Below are 18,585 nucleotides of genomic sequence, written 5' to 3'. Positions count from 1 at the left end.
CTTTTGCCCAAGCCGTCCGGCTGAACATTCGGGGCAATTTTCGATGTGCACTCGATGACCACTACTCAGCAGAATATTCGCCGTCTCGTCCTTGGCAACTGGAAAATGCATGGCGAGCTTGCCGCCAACGCGCAGCTCCTGTCCGCTATTCGTTCCGGCTGGAACCAGTCTTCGAATGCCGCTGCGTGCGACGTCGGCGTCTGCGTTCCGTTTCCGTACCTGTCGCAAGCCGAATCCGCATTGCACGGATCGGACATCGCCTGGGGCGCGCAAGACATCAGCCGCTTCGACAAGGGCGCCTACACCGGCGAAGTCTCGGGCACCATGCTCGCCGACTTCGGCTGCCGCTATGTGCTCGTGGGCCATTCCGAGCGCCGCAGCATGCATGCCGAATCCAGTGACGTCGTGGCCGACAAGGCCAAGGCTGCCCTGGCCGCCGGCCTGACCCCGGTCGTCTGCATCGGCGAAAGCCTGGAAGAACGCGAAAGCGGCCGCTTCCTTGACGTGATCCACGCGCAGCTTGCTCCCGTGCTCGCCCTGGGCTCCGAAGCCGTCTCGCGCATGGTACTGGCCTATGAACCCGTCTGGGCCATCGGCACCGGCAAGACCGCCAGCCCCGAACAGGCGCAGGAAGTGCACGCCGCGATCCGCGCCGCGCTGGTCGCCGTCAAGTGCCCCGGCGTCCGTATTCTTTATGGCGGCAGCGTCAAGGCAGCCAACGCGGCCACCTTGTTCGCGCAGGCCGACATCGACGGTGGGCTGATCGGCGGTGCCGCCCTGGTCGCCGACGAATTCTTGCGCATCGCCGAGGCGGGCGCGTCAACCCGGAGTCTTTAATGTCTGTTTTGTTTACCGTCCTGCTGGTCGTGCAGGTCATTTCCGCCATCACCATCATCGTCCTGGTGCTCCTGCAACAGGGCAAGGGCGCCGACATGGGCTCGGCATTCGGCGGCGGCTCCGCAGGCAGCCTGTTCGGCGCGACCGGCGCAGCGAACTTCCTGTCACGCGCCACCAAGTGGGCCGCGGTCGTCTTCTTCGTCACCACCGCTGGCCTGGCCTACCTTGGCCGCCCGGCCGCATCCGTTGCGCCTCAAGGCGGCGTGATGGACGCCGTCCCGACCGACCGTTCCGTGCCTTCGGTTCCCGGTTTGCCCCGTCCGCCGGTCCCCGGTAACGACAACTCGGTCCCGGTTGCACCGACCGCGCCTGCAGCGCCAGCCACACCCGCTGCACCCGCAACGCGCAGCTAAAAATGTGGGAAGTCTGGCGACACCCTCGTCAGATTTCCTATATACTAGCGGGCTTGGAACAAATGCCGTCGTGGTGAAATTGGTAGACACGCTATCTTGAGGGGGTAGTGGCGAAAGCTGTGCGAGTTCGAGTCTCGCCGACGGCACCAAGGTACTGAAAAGTACAGCAGCAGTTGCAGTACACATTGAACCCGCGATCATCGTCAGATGCGCGGGTTTTTTGTTGTCTTGAACGGGCGGCTTAAACTTATTTCAAACGACCTTGAACGCTCGCGAATGAATGATCGCAGTGGCGAGAACGCCGTAAAGAGCAAACTGCATGATTGGTGCTGCAACAAATAAAGTCAGCAACAGCCGGTTTTGCTGAATCCAGGCGGCACGAACTGTTCGTAGTAGTCGGAGCAAGAGCTTGCCGTCTGAGTTCCACACCAAGGCAACTTGCCGTGAGAACTCCTTACGGGGCGCGAAAACCGTCTCTATGAACAACGTGGCATTCGCAATCATAGAGCCGAGGAATATCCCGAAGAAAGCCAAGGTGGAGGACGCGAGGATCCAGCTATTTGAATTCCATTGATAATCGGTTGACCCTAGTCTTGAGCCCATACCGATGGTAAGGCTGAAGAAGAATATTTGAGGCGTCAGGTTCCTCAAGTATTCTAAAAATGCTTTTCTGTCATCGCCAAGAAACATAAGACGTCCTAATAATAATGTAGCTTCGCGACCGCGAGACTACGGCGTGTCGGCTGACGCATTTCATCACCTCAAATTCCACCACGCTTGCCGTCTTGACGCTCTGCAACGTCCAAGGTTTAAGGCTTGAACTCGGTTGGCAAGCCGCTCAGCCATTAATCCGTCCACATTCACCGGTATCATGGCCTTGTCGTCGCGACGCGCAAGGCCGCCGACGTGGCCTTTCGTTTCGACGCCGCTATCGCAGCACGCCTGCCGCGTCCAACGTGAAGAATGCCCATGACTAATTCCGTTCCGCTTTCCGCCCCGCCCGCTCATCCTGTCGAGCCAGCACTGCCCACTCCCTGGCCTACCGAATCCTTTCGCGACGCGACCGCTGCCGTGGCGCGGCTGATCGCCATCTACGAGCGCAACACGTCGTGGCTCGTGGCGTCGTTCAAGGACATCGTGGCCGCCCAAGCCGCCGAGGCCGGGCGCGTACGGGCCTGCTACCCCTTCATCCGCATCCGTGTCGACACCTACGATTCGGTGGACTCGCGCCTGTCGTACGGCCACGTGGCTGAACCCGGCGTCTACCAGGCCACCGTCACGCAGCCAGCCTTGTTCGAGGAATACCTGACGGAGCAGATCAAGCTGCTGATCCAGAACCATGGCGTGGCCATCGATGTGGGCGAGTCGGACGTGCCGATCGCTCTGCACTTTGCCTTTCCCGATGGTACGTATGTGGAGGGCGAGCAGATCGAGGCGCTGAAGCGGCCGCTGCGTGACATGTTCGACGTGCCCGATCTGGCGATTACCGATGACGCGATCGTGAACGGCACGTGGTTTGGCAATGACACGTCGCCGCGCCCCCTGGCGCCGTTTACCGCGCCGCGGATCGATTATTCCTTGCATCGCTTGCAGCACTACACGGCCACGGCGCCCACGCATTTCCAGAACTACGTGCTGTTCACCAACTACCAGTTCTATGTGGACGAATTCTGCGAACGGGCGCGCGCGCTGGTGGGTAGCGGCGAGTACGACGCACTGGTGGAGCCCGGCAATCGCATCACGCGTCATGGCGAAAGCGAGCCGAATCGGGTCGCGGTGGGGCGGCTGCCGCAGATGCCGGCGTATCACCTGGTGCGCCCCAATAATTCCGGCGTGACACTGGTCAACATTGGCGTCGGGCCATCCAACGCCAAGACGATTACGGATCATATTGCCGTACTGCGTCCGCATGCCTGGCTGATGCTGGGGCATTGCGCCGGTCTGAGCACGTCGCAGCGCTTGGGCGACTATGTGCTGGCGCATGGCTACGTGCGTGACGATCACGTGCTGGATGCGGACTTGCCGACCTGGGTGCCCGTGCCGCCCCTGGCCGAAGTGCAGGTCGCACTGGAACAGGCGGTGGAACAGGTGGCTGGACTGTCCGGGTGGGAACTGAAGCGCATCATGCGGACCGGCACCGTGGCGACGATCGACAACCGGAATTGGGAATTGCGCGAGCAGCTGGAGCCGGTGCAGCGCTTTGCGCAGTCACGCGCGATCGCGCTGGACATGGAGTCGGCAACGATTGCTGCGAACGGCTTCCGTTTCCGGGTGCCCTACGGGACGCTGCTGTGCGTGTCCGACAAGCCGCTGCACGGCGAACTGAAGCTGCCGGGGATGGCAAGCGCCTTCTATCGCCGGCAGGTCGGACAGCATCTGGATATCGGGATTCGCGCGCTGGAACTGCTGCGCGAAATGCCGCCCGAACGGCTGCATTCACGCAAGCTGCGCAACTTCATGGAAACGGCGTTTCAGTGAAGGAAGCCGGGCGCTGCACATAACCCCAGTGCACTGAATGTCAGTGCACTGCAATGAACAGCAGCACGCTGATCATCAGTGCACTGCAGGCAACTTCGCCGCGCTTGGCAGCAGTGCACTGACGATCAGTGCACTGACTTCCTCAATTGAACTTGCGCATCGCGTCCAGCGCGAGACCCGCGCCGATGCTTCCAAACACGTCACCTTCGACACTGCGGGCGCTGGGCACCACGGCCGACAGCCGTTCCCGCAACAGCGGCAGGCGGCTGGAGCCGCCGGTAAAGAACACCGTGTCGATGTCCGCCGGCGCGACGCCCGCCTTGCGCAGCACGTCCTGCACCGTCACTTCCACCTTGTCGACCAGATGTCCGACCGCCTTGTCGAAGACGGCACGTGTCACGTCCACCGACTGGCCTGGTGCAACGCGGGACAGATCGATCACCGCCTGACCCGCATCGGACAGCTCGATCTTGGCTTCTTCGACCTGCATCGCCAGCCAGTGCCCCGACCGTTCCTTGACCATGCCGAGCAGCAGCGCCAGCTTGTCCTTCTCGGCCGCCTCGCCGTAGATATCGTTCAGGTGCGCCCACGCCTTGCGGCTGTAGGCCAGGTTGATGGTGTGCCAGCAGGCCAGATTATTGAACTGAGTCGACGGCACGTCCTTGCCGCTCGTCAGCTTGCTGCCCAGGCCGAAACGCGGCATGACGGTCGCCAGGCTCAGGTACTTGTCGAAGTCGACCCCGCCGATGTGCACACCGCCGTTGGCCAGAATGTCGTCGCGCCGTTCCAGCTTGGTCGCGCGGTCCGGGCCCAGCCGGATCACCGAAAAGTCCGACGTACCGCCGCCAATGTCGACGACCAGCACGAGTTCTTCGCGGTCGATCTGCGATTCGTAATGGAATGCGGCAGCCATCGGTTCAAACTGGAATTCAATGTGCTTGAAGCCGACCGACGCCGCGATCTCGGCCAGCGTCGTCTGCGCCAGATCATCCGCCACCGGATCGTCATCGACAAAAAAGACCGGACGGCCCAGCACGGCGCTATCAAAGCGGCGGCCCGCGGCGGATTCCGCGCGGTGCTTCAGTTCGCCAATGAACTTGGCCAGCAGGGTGCGAAAGGGCAGGGCACGGCCCTGGACTTCGGTATGGCCTTCCATGAGCGAGCTGCCCAGCAGGCTCTTCATGGACCGCATCAGCCGCCCGTCGTAACCGGCCAGGTAATCGGCCAGCGCGGCGCGGCCGTAGCTGATTTCGGCGTCTTCATCATGGAAGAAGATGGCGGAAGGGAGCGTCGGCTTGCCTTGCTCCAGGTCGAGCAGGGCCGGGTGTCCTGGCCGGCTCCATCCCACGGTGGAATTGGACGTGCCAAAGTCGACGCCGCATGCGGTAGACATCATCAAGGTATACAACTCACGTAAATTCGCGTCGCCTGTCGCGACGGCCCGCCAGTGTAAACGCAAGCTGACCGATGGCGTGGTAAGTCCGGCAAGCTGTCGCATCCATGCGGATACCGGTTCCCACGCAGACAATTTTGCCCAATTTCCACGGCTTTCAGCTCGCCGCATACTCCGCTGCTTCGCTGGTTAGCGTCAATGCGAGTAAGGCTGCGGCTGTGGACTGGGTGCAAATTCGGAAACGAGCGTTTATCCGTGTCGACGGCGTCTACCATTCGCTCGCCCATCTCGCCGGGATGATAGTCGAACTAGTGATCGAGGCCACGCCCCGGCATCCCCAGGTCTCCCTGCAGATTCACGTCGAATTCACGTCCCATTGCGTGTCGTTCGGTCCGAAACACGGACAGCAACTCGACTTTGGTGTGCTTGGAATGGACCGTAAGATCCTCGACCACCGCCGCGTAGCGCGTGCCTTTTGTCCAAGGCGGTATCAGTGGTCGCTTCAGCTTCCCCGAATCGTCCGTTCCCTGGAAAACAGCGTCTGCTACTACACAGGAAGTGCTTCCAAGAACTGGTTGGTCGTGGAGCTAATCGATGACGCGGGCCACCAACTGTCTTACGAAATCTATTTTCAGCTGCGCCGTGATCGGATCAATGCGCTGCGGATGGTGATAGAGAGTGCCTACGTGCGCATGCCGGGAACAACGGGCCCGACCATCCCGCACCACCGAAAGGGCAAAGTGCGGTTCAAAGTGTTGGCCGCTAAAATATCGCGTGGCGATTCCGTCAGGGATCCGCGACCGTCCGGGGGTTGGAAAACCCAAAGCTGAAACGAATGAAGCCCCGTAAACGAGGCTTCATGGCGGGAGCTCTTGATACCAGCACGGCTGGACCCTGCACGCAGGGGGCAGATAGACGCCTTGAAGGCCCCGAATCATCTATCTGTCGCCAAGATATCCCGTTTTGGACAATCCTTCAACCGGGGGCGTACAAATCACGCCATCAGTTCCGAAATCTCGATCAGATTCAGGTCCGGATCGCGCAGATACACCGACCGGATGCGGGACGTGGCGCCGGTGCGTTCGACCGGGCCATCAATAATGGTCGCACCGGCCGCGTTCAGGGCGGCGATCACGTCGTCCAGCGGGCGGTCGGCAATAAAGCAGAGGTCCAGCGCGCCGGGCACGGGCAAATGCGCCTTGGGTTCGAACTCGCTGCCACGGACGTGCAGGTTGATCTTCTGATTGCCGAAGCGGAAAGCCTGGCGGCCGCCGCGGAACGTTTCAAGCTGCATGCCGAGCACGCCGGTGTAGAACGCGATGGTGGCGTCGGGGTCGGTGCAGGTCAGCACCAGGTGGTCGAGGTGATCGATCATTGCGCGTCCTTGGCATCAATCCCGCAGGATATACCCCATGATCACTTCGTTGATGTGCGAGATGCGTTCGGCCTTGGCCTTCGCGGACAGCAGGTCGCGGCCGAAGGCGGACGACAGGGTGTGGTTGTTCGACAGGTAGAAATAGGACAGGGCCGCGATGGACACATACAGCTGCACGGGGTCCACACCGCCCCGGAACACGCCTGCCGCACGGCCCCGTTCCAGGATGCCGGCCAACGTTTCGATCAGGGGCGAGTTGACGTTCTGCACGTTGTCGGACTGCGCCAGATGCCGCGCGCGGTGCAGGTTTTCGCTATTGAGCAGCGTGATGAATTCGGGGTGGGCGAGGTAATACTCCCACGTGAATTCGGTCAGCTTGCGCACCGCGTCGGCCGGCGACAGGTGTTCCAGGTGGAGCTTGCGCTCGGCGGCGCGGATGTCGTCGTAGGCGGCTTCCAGCACGGCCAGGAACAAGGCTTCCTTGTTCTGGAAGTAGTAGTAGATCAGCCGTTTGTTGACCTTGGCGCGTTCGGCGATGCGGTCGACGCGCGCGCCGCCCAGGCCGTATTCGGCAAATTCATCGCGGGCGGCCAGCAGGATTTCTGCCTGGGTGCGATCGGCGTCGCGCGATCGCTGACGGGGGTCTGCCGTGACGTCGCTGGTCATCAGCGTGCCGCGGACGACGGGAAGGGACGGGTGGACATGCGCGACGAGAGGGTCAAATCAAGCTCCGGAATGGCCGCGATTATACAACCCGGCCATGCCGGACCCGTCGTCAAACCGCGCTGCGATGCCGTTCGATGCAGGTGGCCAGGGTCTCGGCGCCCGGACGCTTCCACCAGTTGTCTTGCGAAAAGATCTCGACTTCGCTGTAGCCCGCGAATCCCTGCGCTTCGACCCAGCCGCGGATCAACGGAATATCAATGACACCGTCGCCCGGCATGCCGCGGTCATTCAACAAGTCGGTGGTGGGCGTCATCCAGTCACACACGTGAAAGGCCAGCAGACGCGACTTGCCGGCACGGGCGATCTGTTCGCGCAGCTTCGGGTCCCACCACACGTGATAGACATCGACCGCCACGCCCAGCGCACCCGTCTTGCCCGGGTCCAGGCGATCGCAGATATCCAGGGCCTGTTCCATCGTGTTGACGCAGGCGCGGTCGGCCGCATACATGGGGTGCAGGGGTTCGATGGCGACGGGCATGTGCGCGCCCTTGGCGTACTCCAGCAGTTCGGCGATGCCTTCTTCGACCTGCGCGCGGGCGCGCGTGATGTCGGTGTAGGCCGCCTTGCCGGCCAGTGCGCCCGGCAGCCCGCCCACCACCAGCACCAGGCAAGCCGCGTTCAATTCGGCGGCTTCATCGACGGCCCGCCGGTTGTCGGATCGCGCCGCCAGGTGGCCTGGGGCGTCGGTGTACGTGAACATGCCGCCCCGGCAATAGCCCGACAAGGCCATGCCATGGGAACGGACGGCGCGCGACGTGGCCGCCAGTCCCGCTGCCGCCACCTGGTCGCGCCAGGGTGAAATGGCCCGCACGCCTTGCTTGGCGCATTGGTCCAGGATGTCCAGCAGTGGCACCTCGCGGCCTTCCTGCCGGCGCAGGGTGGCGGTGTTGATGGAAAGCCATTCATGGCTGTCGGAAAAATTGCGCATGGGGTGAATCCGGTAAAAGCGTGTTGTTCAATATTGAGCGGCAATCAAGATCAGCAAGCGCATCCTTCAGTCCACGCGGATGTTCGCTTCCTTGATGACCCGTGCATAGATGGTGGTCTGCTTATCGATAAAGCCGGAAAACTCCTGCGGCGTGCTGCCGTTGGCAATGAAGCCCTGCGGCTTCAGGCGCTCTTCCACCTGGGACGACCGCATGGCCTTGGCGACTTCGGTGGACAGCTTGCGGGTGACATCGGCCGGAATGCCTGCCGGCGCCCACAGGCCATACCAGCTCGACATGTCGAAGTCCGGCAAGCCCGATTCCGCCACCGTCGGCACATTGGGCAGGCTGGCGACTCGCGCGCGGGTGGTGACGGCCAGCGCCTTGAGCTTGCCGCTTTCGATATGCGGATACGACGACGGAATCGCATCGATCAGTGCACTGATCTGTCCTCCCAGCACGTCGTTCAACGCGCCGGCAGTGCCTTTGTAGGCGACGATGGGAATGTCGATCTTGCTTTCGAACTTGATGGCTTCCTGGGCGATGTGCATGGGCGAGCCCAAGGCGGACGTGCCGAACGCATACTTGGACGGCGCTGCTTTAGCCAGCGCGACGAACTCTTTCAGGTTTGATGCCGGCACGCCGGGATAGGCGGCCAGCACCATCGGCACTTCGCCCAACAGCGAGATCGGCGTGAAGTCGCGGCTCACCTGGTAAGGCGTCGCCTTGATCAACAGCGGATTGGCGATCAGGGTGGGCGATTGGACGAGCAGGGTGTAGCCGTCCGGCGTGGCGCGTGCCACGGCCTCGCTGCCGATCGCGCCGCTGGCGCCTGCCCGGTTTTCCACCATGAAGGTCTGCCCCATCTGTTCGGTCAGCCGCTGCGCCAGCACCCGCGCGACCAGGTCGACCGTACCCCCGGGGGAATAGGGCACGATGATGCGGACGGTATGGTTGGGATAGGCCTGCGCATGCGTGGTCATGGGCAGCGCGGCGATTGCCACGGCTACCATCGTGAGTCTCGGGTTCATCAACGTCTCCTGGAGGGCGGCGCTTCTCTGTCGGAAGCGTCCTTGGCAAGACAGCGGGGCAAATCAGCGGGGCAAAACCGTCAGCAGTCGCAGGGCATCTTCAACATGCGCAGCGCGTTCTTGAAATAGATCCCTTCCCGGTCGTCTTCCGACAAATCCAGGCTGTCGATCGCTTCGGGAATCGTGCGCAGGAACATCGGTCCCCCCTCCGGATCGAAGGGGCAATCGGTCGCAAACAGCACATGGTCGGCACTGAAGAATTCCAGGCCGCAGCGGATGCCGGCGCTACCGCCCGCCAGCGCCGTGTCGGCATAGAACATCTTGAAGTAGTCGATCGGCCGCTTTGGCATTGACTTGAGCAGTCCTTCGTAGTCTTCATCGGACGTGCGGCTGCCGAACTGGTCCAGCCCAGGCCCGACCCGCCCGTCAAAGAACGGAATCATGGCGCCCATGTGGTGCGTGATCACCTTCAGGGTTGGCAGCTTGTCGAAGAATCCCGAGAACACCATGCGTGTCATGGCGGCGCTGGTTTCATAGGGCCACCCGAACGTCCACCAGATTTCGAACTTCGACTTGGTCTCGGTCAGGTAGTCGGACATGTTGGCGCCGCGCACAGGATGCATCCAGACAGGCACGTCGTGATGCGACACCGCGCGTTCAAAGATCGGCCAGAATTCCGGATCATCCAGTGGCCGGCCATTGACGTTGGTAAACACCTGGATGCCGCGCGCGCCCAGCACGTTGATCGCGCGGTCCATTTCTTCCAGCGCGGCAGGCACATTGTTCATCGGCAGGGACGCAACGAACGCCGGGAATTTGTCCGGATGCGCATCGCGAATCTTGGCCATTTCGTCGTTGGCCAGCCTTGCCATCTCAGGCGACTGATCCGGCCCGGCAACGAGTTCGATCGGCGGGTTCGACAGCGTCAGGATCTGCTGATAGTCGGGGTGTCCGTCCATCATCTTCAGCCGGGCATCCAGGTCATACAGCACCGGGATGGTCAGCCAGCGTTTGATCGCGCCCTTGTCCTTGGCCATGTCGGCCATGCGGTCGAAATAGGCGCGCGGCAGAATGTGCGCGTAGCTGTCGAGTTGTCTCATGCTGACTCCGATCGCTCGTTCGTTATTCGACGCCGTGCTGGGCCAGCAGCAGCTTCATCCGGTGCACCGCCAGGTCCGGCCGTTCCAGCAAACCGGCGGCGTCGGCCAGGCGGAACAGTTCGGCAAAGTGCGGCAGGGACCGCGCGCTTTGCTGGCCACCCACCATCGTGAAATGGCGCTGATGCCCGCCCAGCCAGGCCATGAAGACCACGCCCGTCTTGTAGTAACGGGTAGGGGCCTTGAAGATGTGGCGAGACAGCGGCACGGTAGGCGCCAGGATTGCGTGGAAGCGGTCGGTGTCGCCCACGGCCAGGGCTTGCAACGCGGCGCTGGCGGCAGGAGCGATGGCATCGAAAATGCCGAGCAGCGCATCGCTCTGACCGTGGTTGGGCGACGCTCCTTCGTTGTCACCCGCAATCAATTCGGCATAGTTGAAATCGTCACCGGTGTACATGCGCACGCCGGGCAGCAGGCGGCGCCGCATGGCGATTTCCTTGTCTTTGTCGAGCAGGGAAATCTTGATGCCGTCCACCTTGTCCGGATGCGCGGCAATGATGCCAAGCGCCGTGTCCATGGCGGCGTCCAGATCATCGGTGCCCCAGTAGCCGGCCAGGGCCGGATCGAACATGCTGCCCAGCCAGTGCAGCACGACCGGCTGCTTCGCCTGTGACAGGATGCGGTCGTAGACCCGTTCATAATCCGCCGGTCCGGTGGCGACCCGTGCCAGCGCGCGGCTGGCCATGACGATCAGCTTGCCACCCAGAGATTCGATCGCTTCCATCTGCGTTTCATAGGCACGGATGACATCGTCGACGGACTTGGCGTCTTCCGGCGCCAGGTGGTCGGTGCCGCAGCCCGATGCCACGAGCGCGCCGGGCACGTCCCTGGCTGCGTCGAGCGACCGCCGGATCAGTTCCAGCGACGTCGGCCAGTCCAGGCCCATGCCGCGCTGCGCGGTGTCCATGGCTTCGGCCACGCCCAGGCCCAGCGACCACAGCCGCTGGCGATAGGCAATCGTCGCGTCCCAATCGATGCGGCTTTCAAGGAAAGGATCGATGGCGGCCAGCGGGTCGGCCACTACGTGCGCAGCCGAATAGGCGATTCGATTGAAGGGCGCGGTGGGCGCCGACGCGCGGATGGGTTCGGCGTCGCGCAGGGTGTAGGGCGTCAACCGCCCATGCAGGTCGGGAAGGGTGAGGGTGGTCGCCATGATCCGGCTCACAGTCCGAGCGAGGGCACGTCGACCCAGCGGCGGTCTTTCCAGCTTTCCAGCGCGGCTTCGACCAGTTGCACGCCCTTGGCGCCTTCGGGCAGGGTCCAGCGGTAGGGTGCGTCTTCCACCACGTGGCGAATGAAGTGTTCCCACTGGATCTTGAAACCGTTGTCGAACGGTTCGGTGTCGGGCACTTCCTGCCATTGGTCAAAGAAGTCCATTTCCTGCTTCTGGTCGGGATTCCACACCGGACGCGGCGTGGTGACTCGCGACTGGATGCGGCAGTCCGTCAGGCCGGCCACGGCCGATCCGAGCGTGCCGTCCACATGGAAGGTGACCAGGTCATCGCGGCGCACGCGGGTCGTCCACGAACTGTTGATCTGTGCAACGACCGGTTCGCCGTTGTGGCCCTTCAGTTCCAGCGTTGCATAGGCAGCGTCATCGGCCGTGGCCGTGTAGGGCTTGCCTTCTTCGTCCCAGCGTTTCGGGATGTGGGTCGCGCCCAGGCACGACACGGATTGCACTTCGCCGAACAGGTTGTCCAGCACATAGCGCCAGTGGCAGATCATGTCCAGGATCACGCCGCCGCCGTCTTCCTTGCGGTAGTTCCACGATGGGCGCTGGATGGGCTGCAGATCGCCTTCGAACACCCAGTAACCGAACTCGATGCGTACCGACAGCATCTGGCCGAAGAAGCCGCTGCGGCGAAGCATGTCGAGCTTGCGCAGGCCTGGCAGGAACAGCTTGTCCTGGACCGCGCCGTGCTTGAGCCCCGATTCCTGCGCCATGCGGCAGACTTCCACGGCCTCGTTCAGGTTGGTGGCGATGGGCTTTTCGCAATACACGTGCTTGCCGGCGCGGATGGCCTTGGCGAGCAGGGTAGGGCGCATCTGGGTCGTGCCAGCGTCGAAGAAGATGGTGTCATTCTTGTTGGCCAGTGCGGCATCCAGATCGGTGCCCCAGCGTTCGATGCCATGGCGGCGCGCCAGCGCGGCGATCTTTTCTTCGTTGCGGCCGATCAGGATCGGGTCGGGCATGACCTTGTCGCCGTTCGAGAGCGTGACGCCGCCCTGGTTGCGAATCGCAACGATCGAGCGGATCAGGTGCTGATTCATACCCATGCGGCCGGTAACGCCGTGCATGATGATGCCGAGTTGTCTGGTGGTCATGTCTGGATGTCTTCTCTTGTCGAAAGGGAGCGCCGGCCTGCTGCGAGCGGTGCGACGCCTGCGGTGCCGGTAGGTGTCCGGCTTAATTAACCATTGAGTGAATTGTGGGCGGCAATGGGGCGCCTGTCAACCGATCGCACGGCTTCCGACGGCTAGGGGTTTCACCAAGGGAATAAGGATGATGGCGCCTGGAAGCCCGCTGGCTTTGCCGGGGGCGCGGGCGCGTCGACAGCGGAGCGCAAGACCGTCATCTCGACTCGTCCAATTAACTGAATGGTGAATATAGCGGCGTGGAGCGACCCATGGAACGAGTCGCACCCCGGATTTACCTCAATCCACGCCCATGAAGCCGCCGGTCTGGTGCTGCCACAGCCGGGCGTACAGTCCGCCCTTGGCGATCAGCTCGGCATGCGTGCCGACCTCCACCACCTTGCCTTGTTCCATCACCACCAACCGATCCATCCGGGCAATGGTGGACAGGCGGTGGGCGATCGCGATCACCGTCTTGCCTTCCATCAGCGTGTCCAGGCTTTCCTGGATGGCGGCTTCGACTTCGGAATCGAGCGCTGACGTGGCTTCATCCAGCACCAGGATAGGCGCGTCCTTCAGCAGCACGCGTGCAATCGCGATCCGCTGGCGCTGGCCGCCCGACAGCTTGATCCCGCGTTCACCCACATAGGCGTCCAGGCCGGTATTGCCTTTGTTGTCGGTCAGGCGATGGATAAATTCGTCGGCGCGCGCCTGCCGCATGGCCTTGATGATGTCGCCGTCGGTAGCATTCGGCCGGCCGTACAACAGGTTTTCGCGGATCGATCGGTGCAGCAGGGATGTGTCCTGCGCGACCACGCCGATCTGTGACCGCAGGCTTTCCTGCGTGACCTTGGCGATGTCCTGGCCGTCGATCAGGATGCGGCCGCCTTGCAGGTCGTACAGCCGCAGCAGCACGTTGACCAGGGTCGACTTGCCCGCGCCCGACGGGCCGATCAGCCCGATCTTTTCGCCGGCCGCAATGTCCAGGCTCAGGCCGCCGATCACGCCGGACGTCTTGCCGTAGTGGAAGTGGATGTCCTCGAACTGCACCCGTCCCTGGTTGACCTTGAGCGTCGTCGCATCCGGCGCATCCACCAGCGTTTGCGGCCGCGCGATGGTGTTGATGCCGTCCTGCACGTTGCCGATGTTTTCGAAGATGCCGTTGATCACCCACATGATCCAGCTCGACATGTTGTTGATGCGGATCACCAGCCCGGTCGCCAGCGTAATTGCACCCAGCGAAATGCGGTCTTCGCTCCACAGCCACAAGGCCAGGCCGGTCGTGCCGGTGATCAGGATGCCATTGAGCGCCGTGATCACCGTGTCCATCGACGTGATGACGCGGCCCGCCAGTTGCGCCTTGTGCGTCTGGTCGGCCATGGCTTCGCGGGCGTGTTCTTCTTCGTGATGGCTGTGCGCGAACAGCTTGAGCGTGCCGATATTGGTGTAGCCGTCAACGATCCGCCCCATCAGCTGCGAGCGGGATTCGGACGAAATCACCGATCGTTCTTTCACGCGCGGAACGAAATAGATCATCGCCAGGGTGAAGCCGACAATCCAGAACAGCAGCGGCAGGGTCAGCCGCCAGTCCGCTTCGGCAAACAGCACCAGCGAGGTGACGGCGTAGATCGCCACGTGCCACAAGGCGTCGACCGCTTGCACCGCCGAGTCACGCAGCGCATTGCCCGTCTGCAGGATGCGGTTGGCAATCCGGCCGGCAAAGTCGTTGTGGAAGAAGGACAGGCCCTGTTTCAGCACATACCGATGGTTCTGCCATCGGATCATGGTGGTCAGGCCCGGGCTGATGGTCTGGTGCACCAGCAGATCATGGAGACCCGTCACGACCGGCCGGATGATCATGGCGACAAACGCCATCCACAGCAGTTCGTTGCGATGCTCGGTAAAGAATTCGCGCCCTGTTGACGCCTGCGCCAGGTCCACGATCCGGCCCAGAAATCCGAACAGGGCCACTTCCACCAGGGCCACTGCCAGCCCCACGACCATCAGCACGACAAACAGCGGCCATACCTGCACCAGGTAGTGCCAGTAGAAGCGGACGACGGACTTGGGCGGCATGCCTTCCGACGCGGGCCGGAAGGGGTCGATGAAGGATTCGAAACGTTCGTAAATGCCGCGGCGGCGGTGTTCGGGCATGACAGCTCAAGATAGGGCGCAGAGCCCGCTACCTTACGCCATCCGGGCGGCGGCGCGCATGTCCGTGGTCTGCGATCCGGTGACTAGGCGTGACGTGCGGACCCGATGCCCGGAAAAGGGGTATCAGCCAGTCCCCGTGCACCGACCTGCAGGGCGATGACGGCGCCGCCCAGCGGGTCTTTGGTCATGTCGCCGTCCTGGGGTCTGGCGGACGTGACGAACAGGGTGCGCATGTCGGAGCCGCCAAAGGCGCACATGGTGGGCTCGCGCATCGGCAGGTCGATCGTGCGATCCAGGACGCCATCGGGCGTGAACCGCAGCAGCACGCCTTCCCCATTGGCGCACGTCCAGTACGCCCCATCACAATCCACGGCGGCGCCATCGGGCCGGCCGGTGCGCGGATGCAGGTCGGTGAACAGACGGCGGTTGGACGGCACTCCATCGTCGCTGTCGTAATCGAACACCCACACCGCCCCACGGTCGGGATGCGAGTCCGACAGATACATGCGATGGCCGTCGGGACTGAAGGCCAGGCCGTTCGGGATCATCAAGTCGTCAAGCACCGGCGTCGACAGTCCGTCCAGGTCATAACGGTACAGCTTGCCGGCGTTGGATCGGGCGTCGGCGTCCATGACCATCGTGCTGCACCAGAAGCGCCCCTGGCGGTCGGTGCGGCCGTCGTTGAAGCGCATGCCGGGCGCGGCGTGGTTGACGTCGGCGACCCGGTGCAACGTGGCCGCATCGGCGTCGGGGGCCAGGTGCGGGGCGGCAAACAGTCCGGTCTGCGCAGCCAGCAGCCAGGCGTCGTCGCCCGTGGCCGCAATGCACCCGGCCATTTCGGGCAGGGTCCAGCTGCGTGTCTGGCCGCTGGCCGCATCCCAGCGCCACAGGCATCGTGAAGGGATATCGGTCCAGTACAACGCCTGTTCGCCGGGATGCCATACCGGGCATTCCCCCGTCGCGTTATGCAGGGTTCCAACTCGTTCGAATGTCATGACGGTCTCCGAAAGGCGGCCCGGGCCGGCAGGGGCCCGAGCGCTGCACGGCTCTCCGCTGCATGGGTCGTGCCTGCTGCAACAAAAGCTTCATTCAAGTTATCTACGTATAAACCCGATATAGCGACGGCACCACGGCGACAGGGCTTTACGCATGTCGCCGTTTCCATTTCTGCTTTGTAAAGTCATCACGCCGTCATGACCATCAGGTATCGCTTGTTCATCCTCGGCTCCGCCGCCATGTTCGCCTTGCTGGTTGTCGTGGCAGCCAGTCTGTTCGGCTTGCACCAGTTGACCCGCACCGTGAACAGCCTGGCCGTTCAACGGATTCCCGCGCTCGTGGCGCTGGGCGCGATGCGGGAAGGCCAGGTGCAGGTCGCCCGCCATACGCTGGAACCGCTGCAATGGGCCGCCGAGTTTTCGGTCGAGGCCCAAAATGAGTGGACGCGCATGCTGCAGTCCAAGGCGCGCAACTGGCAGGCCGTCGACGCCGCGCGCCAGACATTGGCGGGACTGCCGCATACCGAGGATGAACAGGCTGCCCTGGATGCCTTCGATACCACTTTCGCGGCGTGGGCGGCCCGCGATGCCGCGCTGACCGACCTGCTGACGCAGCTTACGTCGGTGGCGTCAGCGGCCGACCAGGCGTTCCTGTTCATCAAATACCAGGCGGCCTATTCGGCCCAGGAACCTGCCTATGACCAGGCCCAGGCCGCCATGCGCACGCTGGCCGACGTGCTTGCCGCCGGGGCCGCGCAGGAAGCGGCGGGGCTGGATGCCACCAGCCTGCGGGTCCGCCTGTTAATCGCGGTGATCGGCGCGGTGGCCGCCGCCTGTCTGCTTGCCTGGGCCTGGCATTCGTCACGCGCCATCAGCGGCTCCATTGCCCAGTTGCGGTCGGTGCTGATGGCCGTCGCGGCCGATCTGGACGTCACGCGCCGCGCACCGGTGCGCGGCAACGACGAAATCGACGACATGGCGCGGGCGCTCAATACCTTGCTCGATCGCCTTCGCCATGCACTGGGGGCGGTGCAAAGCCTGTCGCAGGGCATGCAGGCCTCGGCTCAGGAAGTGACCCGGGCCGCCGACGCGGTGGCAGAGCGATCACGCCAGCAGACCGCGTCGGCCGGCAGCATGGCCGGCGCGGTAGGCGGACTGACCGCCGTCCTGGCCGAAGTGGACGCGTCGGTGGACCGGGCGGCCGATACGTCACGCCTGGCCAGCGGTCAGGCGGAAGAGGGCAGGGAACTGATCGCCCGAATCGGCAGTCGCATGCAGGAGGTCACTGATCGGGTCGGCCATGCCGCCGACACCCTGGCGGCCCTGGATGCCCATGGCAAGACCATCCGGGACGTGTCCGGGCTGATTTCCGACATTGCCCGGCAGACCCACTTGCTGGCGCTGAACGCCGCGATCGAGGCCGCCCGCGCCGGCGATGAAGGGCGCGGATTTGCCGTGGTTGCAAACGAGGTGCACCGCCTGGCCGAGCAAAGCGGACAGTCGAGCCGCATCATTTCCGCAACGGTCGAACAGGTGGCCGCCGACACGCAGTCGGCGATTGCCGTGATGCAGGCGGTCGTGGCCGAAGTCGGCGCCAGCCGTGAACTGGCCGGGCAGGCGGGCGGTTTCATGCAGTTGCTGCGCACCGGGGCCGAACAGGCCGCCGTGACCGTGGCGGGTATTCATGTGCTGGTGCGCCAGCAGGCCGACGCGAACGGCGAAGTGGCTGCCAACGTCGACACGGTCGCCGCCATGGCGGGCCATAACGGCGCTGCGGCTGAAGCAACCGCCGGCTGCGCCCAGCGCATGCGCGACGCGGCCCGCGAAGTGGATGAGCAGCTGCGTTTGTTCAGGGTCGCGTAAGGGGAATTGGCGGTGGGTTCTCCTCGTAACCCGAGTGGTTTCCGGCTTTGGGTCGGCCGCCGGATTGCGCTATACTCTTGGTCGGGTAAACGTTAATTTTTGGCTGCATGCCATCAGGCCCGCGCCAGAATAAAACGAAGAAATCAAGACGAAGCAATAAAGACGAAGCGATAGAGACCACGCAACAACGACCGAGCTGGATCCGCGTTGTGGTTCCCTAGCCAGCAGTACCGACAGGCCGCGACTGTCGGCGTAATGGGATATCCGTAAAGATAGTTGTGGGGTAGTCGTCCCGCCCATTGCGTCCGCAAACATTCACCCTTGTATGTATCCTGGTAACCCGCGCTACGTGTTGCGACGGTGGCTGCCGTCTCGTGTAGTCCTGTAGTGCCCTTGCCCTGTTTTACCGCACCGCCTGCCCGGCCTGTTGGCCAGTCATAACGTGTATTCCTGCCAATTACCGATCGCGCCGGCCCCTCTGGCCACGCGGTCCAGCAAACAGGTCTCCTGATGGAACTCGAGAGTTATCTTCCCGTCCTGCTGTTCATCGTCATGGGCTGTGTCGTCGGGTTTGCGTTGCTGTTCCTGGGGTCGACCATCGGCCCCAACCGGCCCGACGCGGAAAAGCTGTCTCCCTATGAATGCGGCTTCGAAGCTTTCGAAGACGCGCGCATGAAGTTCGACGTTCGCTACTACCTCGTGGCGATCCTGTTCATCTTGTTCGATCTGGAAATCGCCTTCCTCTTCCCCTGGGCCATGGCCAACAACCAAGTTGGATTGCTCGGATTCGGAACGGTGATGGTTTTTCTCGCCATCCTCGTGGTGGGCTTCATCTACGAGTGGAAAAAAGGCGCGCTCGACTGGGAATGATCCCGTCGGCAT

17 protein-coding genes and 1 tRNA gene are annotated in these 18,585 nt (G+C 63.1%); 7 read left to right on the top strand and 11 right to left on the bottom strand.

Features of this window, described 5'->3' with window-relative positions; all coding sequences use genetic code 11:
• Positions 1–54: 54 nt before the first annotated feature.
• From tpiA to HD883_RS06930, 3 genes are all read left to right on the top strand, one after another.
• On the top strand, positions 55–837 hold the full coding sequence (tpiA, locus tag HD883_RS06940; protein ID WP_179587004.1) for a triose-phosphate isomerase: 783 nt from the start codon (positions 55–57) through the stop codon (positions 835–837).
• A complete protein-coding gene (gene secG, locus HD883_RS06935) occupies positions 837–1,250 on the top strand; it encodes a preprotein translocase subunit SecG (protein ID WP_179587006.1) in 414 nt (137 codons plus the stop codon). Before tpiA ends, secG begins: the two co-directional genes overlap by 1 nt.
• Before the next feature lie 64 nt (positions 1,251–1,314).
• Positions 1,315–1,399, top strand: a tRNA-Leu gene (locus HD883_RS06930).
• Between the two features lie 103 nt (positions 1,400–1,502).
• Here HD883_RS06930 and HD883_RS06925 read toward each other — a convergent pair.
• Positions 1,503–1,940 carry a hypothetical protein gene (locus tag HD883_RS06925; protein WP_179587008.1) on the bottom strand — a complete coding sequence of 146 codons (438 nt, stop codon included), beginning with the start codon at positions 1,938–1,940 and terminating at the stop codon, positions 1,503–1,505.
• Positions 1,941–2,219: 279 nt separating this feature from the next.
• Here HD883_RS06925 and HD883_RS06920 point away from each other — a divergent pair, with 279 nt between their 5' ends.
• Positions 2,220–3,728, top strand: coding sequence for an AMP nucleosidase (locus HD883_RS06920; protein WP_179587010.1), 1,509 nt, complete (start codon positions 2,220–2,222; stop codon positions 3,726–3,728).
• Positions 3,729–3,870: 142 nt separating this feature from the next.
• Here the strand turns inward: HD883_RS06920 and HD883_RS06915 are convergent, their stop codons facing one another.
• Entirely contained in the window at positions 3,871–5,124 is a 1,254-nt protein-coding gene (locus tag HD883_RS06915; RefSeq protein ID WP_179587012.1) for an Hsp70 family protein, read from the bottom strand.
• A gap of 134 nt (positions 5,125–5,258) precedes the next feature.
• On the opposite strand from HD883_RS06915, the gene HD883_RS06910 reads away from it, so the two are divergent.
• Positions 5,259–5,951 (top strand): hypothetical protein, encoded by a 693-nt coding sequence (locus HD883_RS06910; protein WP_179587014.1) that lies wholly within the window; start codon positions 5,259–5,261, stop codon positions 5,949–5,951.
• Between the two features lie 164 nt (positions 5,952–6,115).
• Here HD883_RS06910 and HD883_RS06905 read toward each other — a convergent pair whose 3' ends face one another.
• From HD883_RS06905 to HD883_RS06865, 9 genes are all read right to left on the bottom strand, one after another.
• The gene (locus HD883_RS06905; protein ID WP_179587016.1) at positions 6,116–6,496 is read right to left on the bottom strand and encodes a VOC family protein; all 381 of its coding nucleotides are present in this window, start codon (positions 6,494–6,496) and stop codon (positions 6,116–6,118) included.
• 15 nt (positions 6,497–6,511) lie between these two features.
• Complete coding sequence (locus tag HD883_RS06900) at positions 6,512–7,162, bottom strand: TetR family transcriptional regulator (RefSeq protein WP_179587018.1); 651 nt, start codon at positions 7,160–7,162, stop codon at positions 6,512–6,514.
• 109 nt (positions 7,163–7,271) lie between these two features.
• Positions 7,272–8,150, bottom strand: a complete 879-nt coding sequence (locus HD883_RS06895) for a sugar phosphate isomerase/epimerase family protein (RefSeq protein ID WP_179587020.1) — start codon at positions 8,148–8,150, stop codon at positions 7,272–7,274.
• A gap of 66 nt (positions 8,151–8,216) precedes the next feature.
• On the bottom strand, positions 8,217–9,179 hold the full coding sequence (locus HD883_RS06890; protein WP_179587022.1) for a Bug family tripartite tricarboxylate transporter substrate binding protein: 963 nt from the start codon (positions 9,177–9,179) through the stop codon (positions 8,217–8,219).
• A gap of 80 nt (positions 9,180–9,259) precedes the next feature.
• Positions 9,260–10,279, bottom strand: a complete 1,020-nt coding sequence (locus tag HD883_RS06885) for an amidohydrolase family protein (RefSeq protein ID WP_179587024.1) — start codon at positions 10,277–10,279, stop codon at positions 9,260–9,262.
• Positions 10,280–10,301: 22 nt separating this feature from the next.
• Entirely contained in the window at positions 10,302–11,489 is a 1,188-nt protein-coding gene (locus HD883_RS06880) for a dihydrodipicolinate synthase family protein (protein ID WP_179587026.1), read from the bottom strand.
• 8 nt (positions 11,490–11,497) lie between these two features.
• Positions 11,498–12,661 carry a Gfo/Idh/MocA family protein gene (locus tag HD883_RS06875; RefSeq protein ID WP_179587028.1) on the bottom strand — a complete coding sequence of 388 codons (1,164 nt, stop codon included), beginning with the start codon at positions 12,659–12,661 and terminating at the stop codon, positions 11,498–11,500.
• Positions 12,662–12,991: 330 nt separating this feature from the next.
• A complete protein-coding gene (locus HD883_RS06870) occupies positions 12,992–14,845 on the bottom strand; it encodes an ABC transporter ATP-binding protein (RefSeq protein WP_179587031.1) in 1,854 nt (617 codons plus the stop codon).
• 83 nt (positions 14,846–14,928) lie between these two features.
• Entirely contained in the window at positions 14,929–15,840 is a 912-nt protein-coding gene (locus tag HD883_RS06865) for an SMP-30/gluconolactonase/LRE family protein (RefSeq protein ID WP_179587033.1), read from the bottom strand.
• 198 nt (positions 15,841–16,038) lie between these two features.
• Between HD883_RS06865 and HD883_RS06860 the strand changes: the two genes are divergently transcribed.
• Positions 16,039–17,703: a methyl-accepting chemotaxis protein gene (locus tag HD883_RS06860; RefSeq protein WP_179587035.1), complete on the top strand. Its 1,665-nt coding sequence runs from the start codon at positions 16,039–16,041 to the stop codon at positions 17,701–17,703.
• A gap of 510 nt (positions 17,704–18,213) precedes the next feature.
• On the top strand, positions 18,214–18,573 hold the full coding sequence (locus HD883_RS06855; RefSeq protein ID WP_179587037.1) for an NADH-quinone oxidoreductase subunit A: 360 nt from the start codon (positions 18,214–18,216) through the stop codon (positions 18,571–18,573).
• Positions 18,574–18,585 lie beyond the last annotated feature (12 nt).

Origin of the sequence: Pigmentiphaga litoralis, from assembly GCF_013408655.1 — a bacterium.
GTDB classification, from domain to species: Bacteria; Pseudomonadota; Gammaproteobacteria; order Burkholderiales; family Burkholderiaceae_B; genus Pigmentiphaga; species Pigmentiphaga litoralis_A.
This window is presented reverse-complemented; position numbering and strand designations above follow the sequence as displayed.

Excerpts from the sequence above, each read along its gene's own strand:
- HD883_RS06865 (WP_179587033.1), bottom strand. The coding sequence starts at position 15,840 with ATGACATTCGAACGAGTTGGAACCCTGCATAACGCGACGGGGGAATGC.
- HD883_RS06925 (WP_179587008.1), bottom strand. The coding sequence starts at position 1,940 with ATGTTTCTTGGCGATGACAGAAAAGCATTTTTAGAATACTTGAGGAAC.
- HD883_RS06895 (WP_179587020.1), bottom strand. The coding sequence starts at position 8,150 with ATGCGCAATTTTTCCGACAGCCATGAATGGCTTTCCATCAACACCGCC.
- HD883_RS06890 (WP_179587022.1), bottom strand. The coding sequence starts at position 9,179 with ATGAACCCGAGACTCACGATGGTAGCCGTGGCAATCGCCGCGCTGCCC.
- HD883_RS06905 (WP_179587016.1), bottom strand. The coding sequence starts at position 6,496 with ATGATCGATCACCTCGACCACCTGGTGCTGACCTGCACCGACCCCGAC.
- HD883_RS06915 (WP_179587012.1), bottom strand. The coding sequence starts at position 5,124 with ATGATGTCTACCGCATGCGGCGTCGACTTTGGCACGTCCAATTCCACC.
- HD883_RS06885 (WP_179587024.1), bottom strand. The coding sequence starts at position 10,279 with ATGAGACAACTCGACAGCTACGCGCACATTCTGCCGCGCGCCTATTTC.
- HD883_RS06855 (WP_179587037.1), top strand. The coding sequence starts at position 18,214 with ATGGAACTCGAGAGTTATCTTCCCGTCCTGCTGTTCATCGTCATGGGC.
- secG (WP_179587006.1), top strand. The coding sequence starts at position 837 with ATGTCTGTTTTGTTTACCGTCCTGCTGGTCGTGCAGGTCATTTCCGCC.
- HD883_RS06900 (WP_179587018.1), bottom strand. The coding sequence starts at position 7,162 with ATGACCAGCGACGTCACGGCAGACCCCCGTCAGCGATCGCGCGACGCC.
- HD883_RS06875 (WP_179587028.1), bottom strand. The coding sequence starts at position 12,661 with ATGACCACCAGACAACTCGGCATCATCATGCACGGCGTTACCGGCCGC.
- tpiA (WP_179587004.1), top strand. The coding sequence starts at position 55 with ATGACCACTACTCAGCAGAATATTCGCCGTCTCGTCCTTGGCAACTGG.
- HD883_RS06880 (WP_179587026.1), bottom strand. The coding sequence starts at position 11,489 with ATGGCGACCACCCTCACCCTTCCCGACCTGCATGGGCGGTTGACGCCC.
- HD883_RS06870 (WP_179587031.1), bottom strand. The coding sequence starts at position 14,845 with ATGCCCGAACACCGCCGCCGCGGCATTTACGAACGTTTCGAATCCTTC.
- HD883_RS06860 (WP_179587035.1), top strand. The coding sequence starts at position 16,039 with ATGACCATCAGGTATCGCTTGTTCATCCTCGGCTCCGCCGCCATGTTC.
- HD883_RS06920 (WP_179587010.1), top strand. The coding sequence starts at position 2,220 with ATGACTAATTCCGTTCCGCTTTCCGCCCCGCCCGCTCATCCTGTCGAG.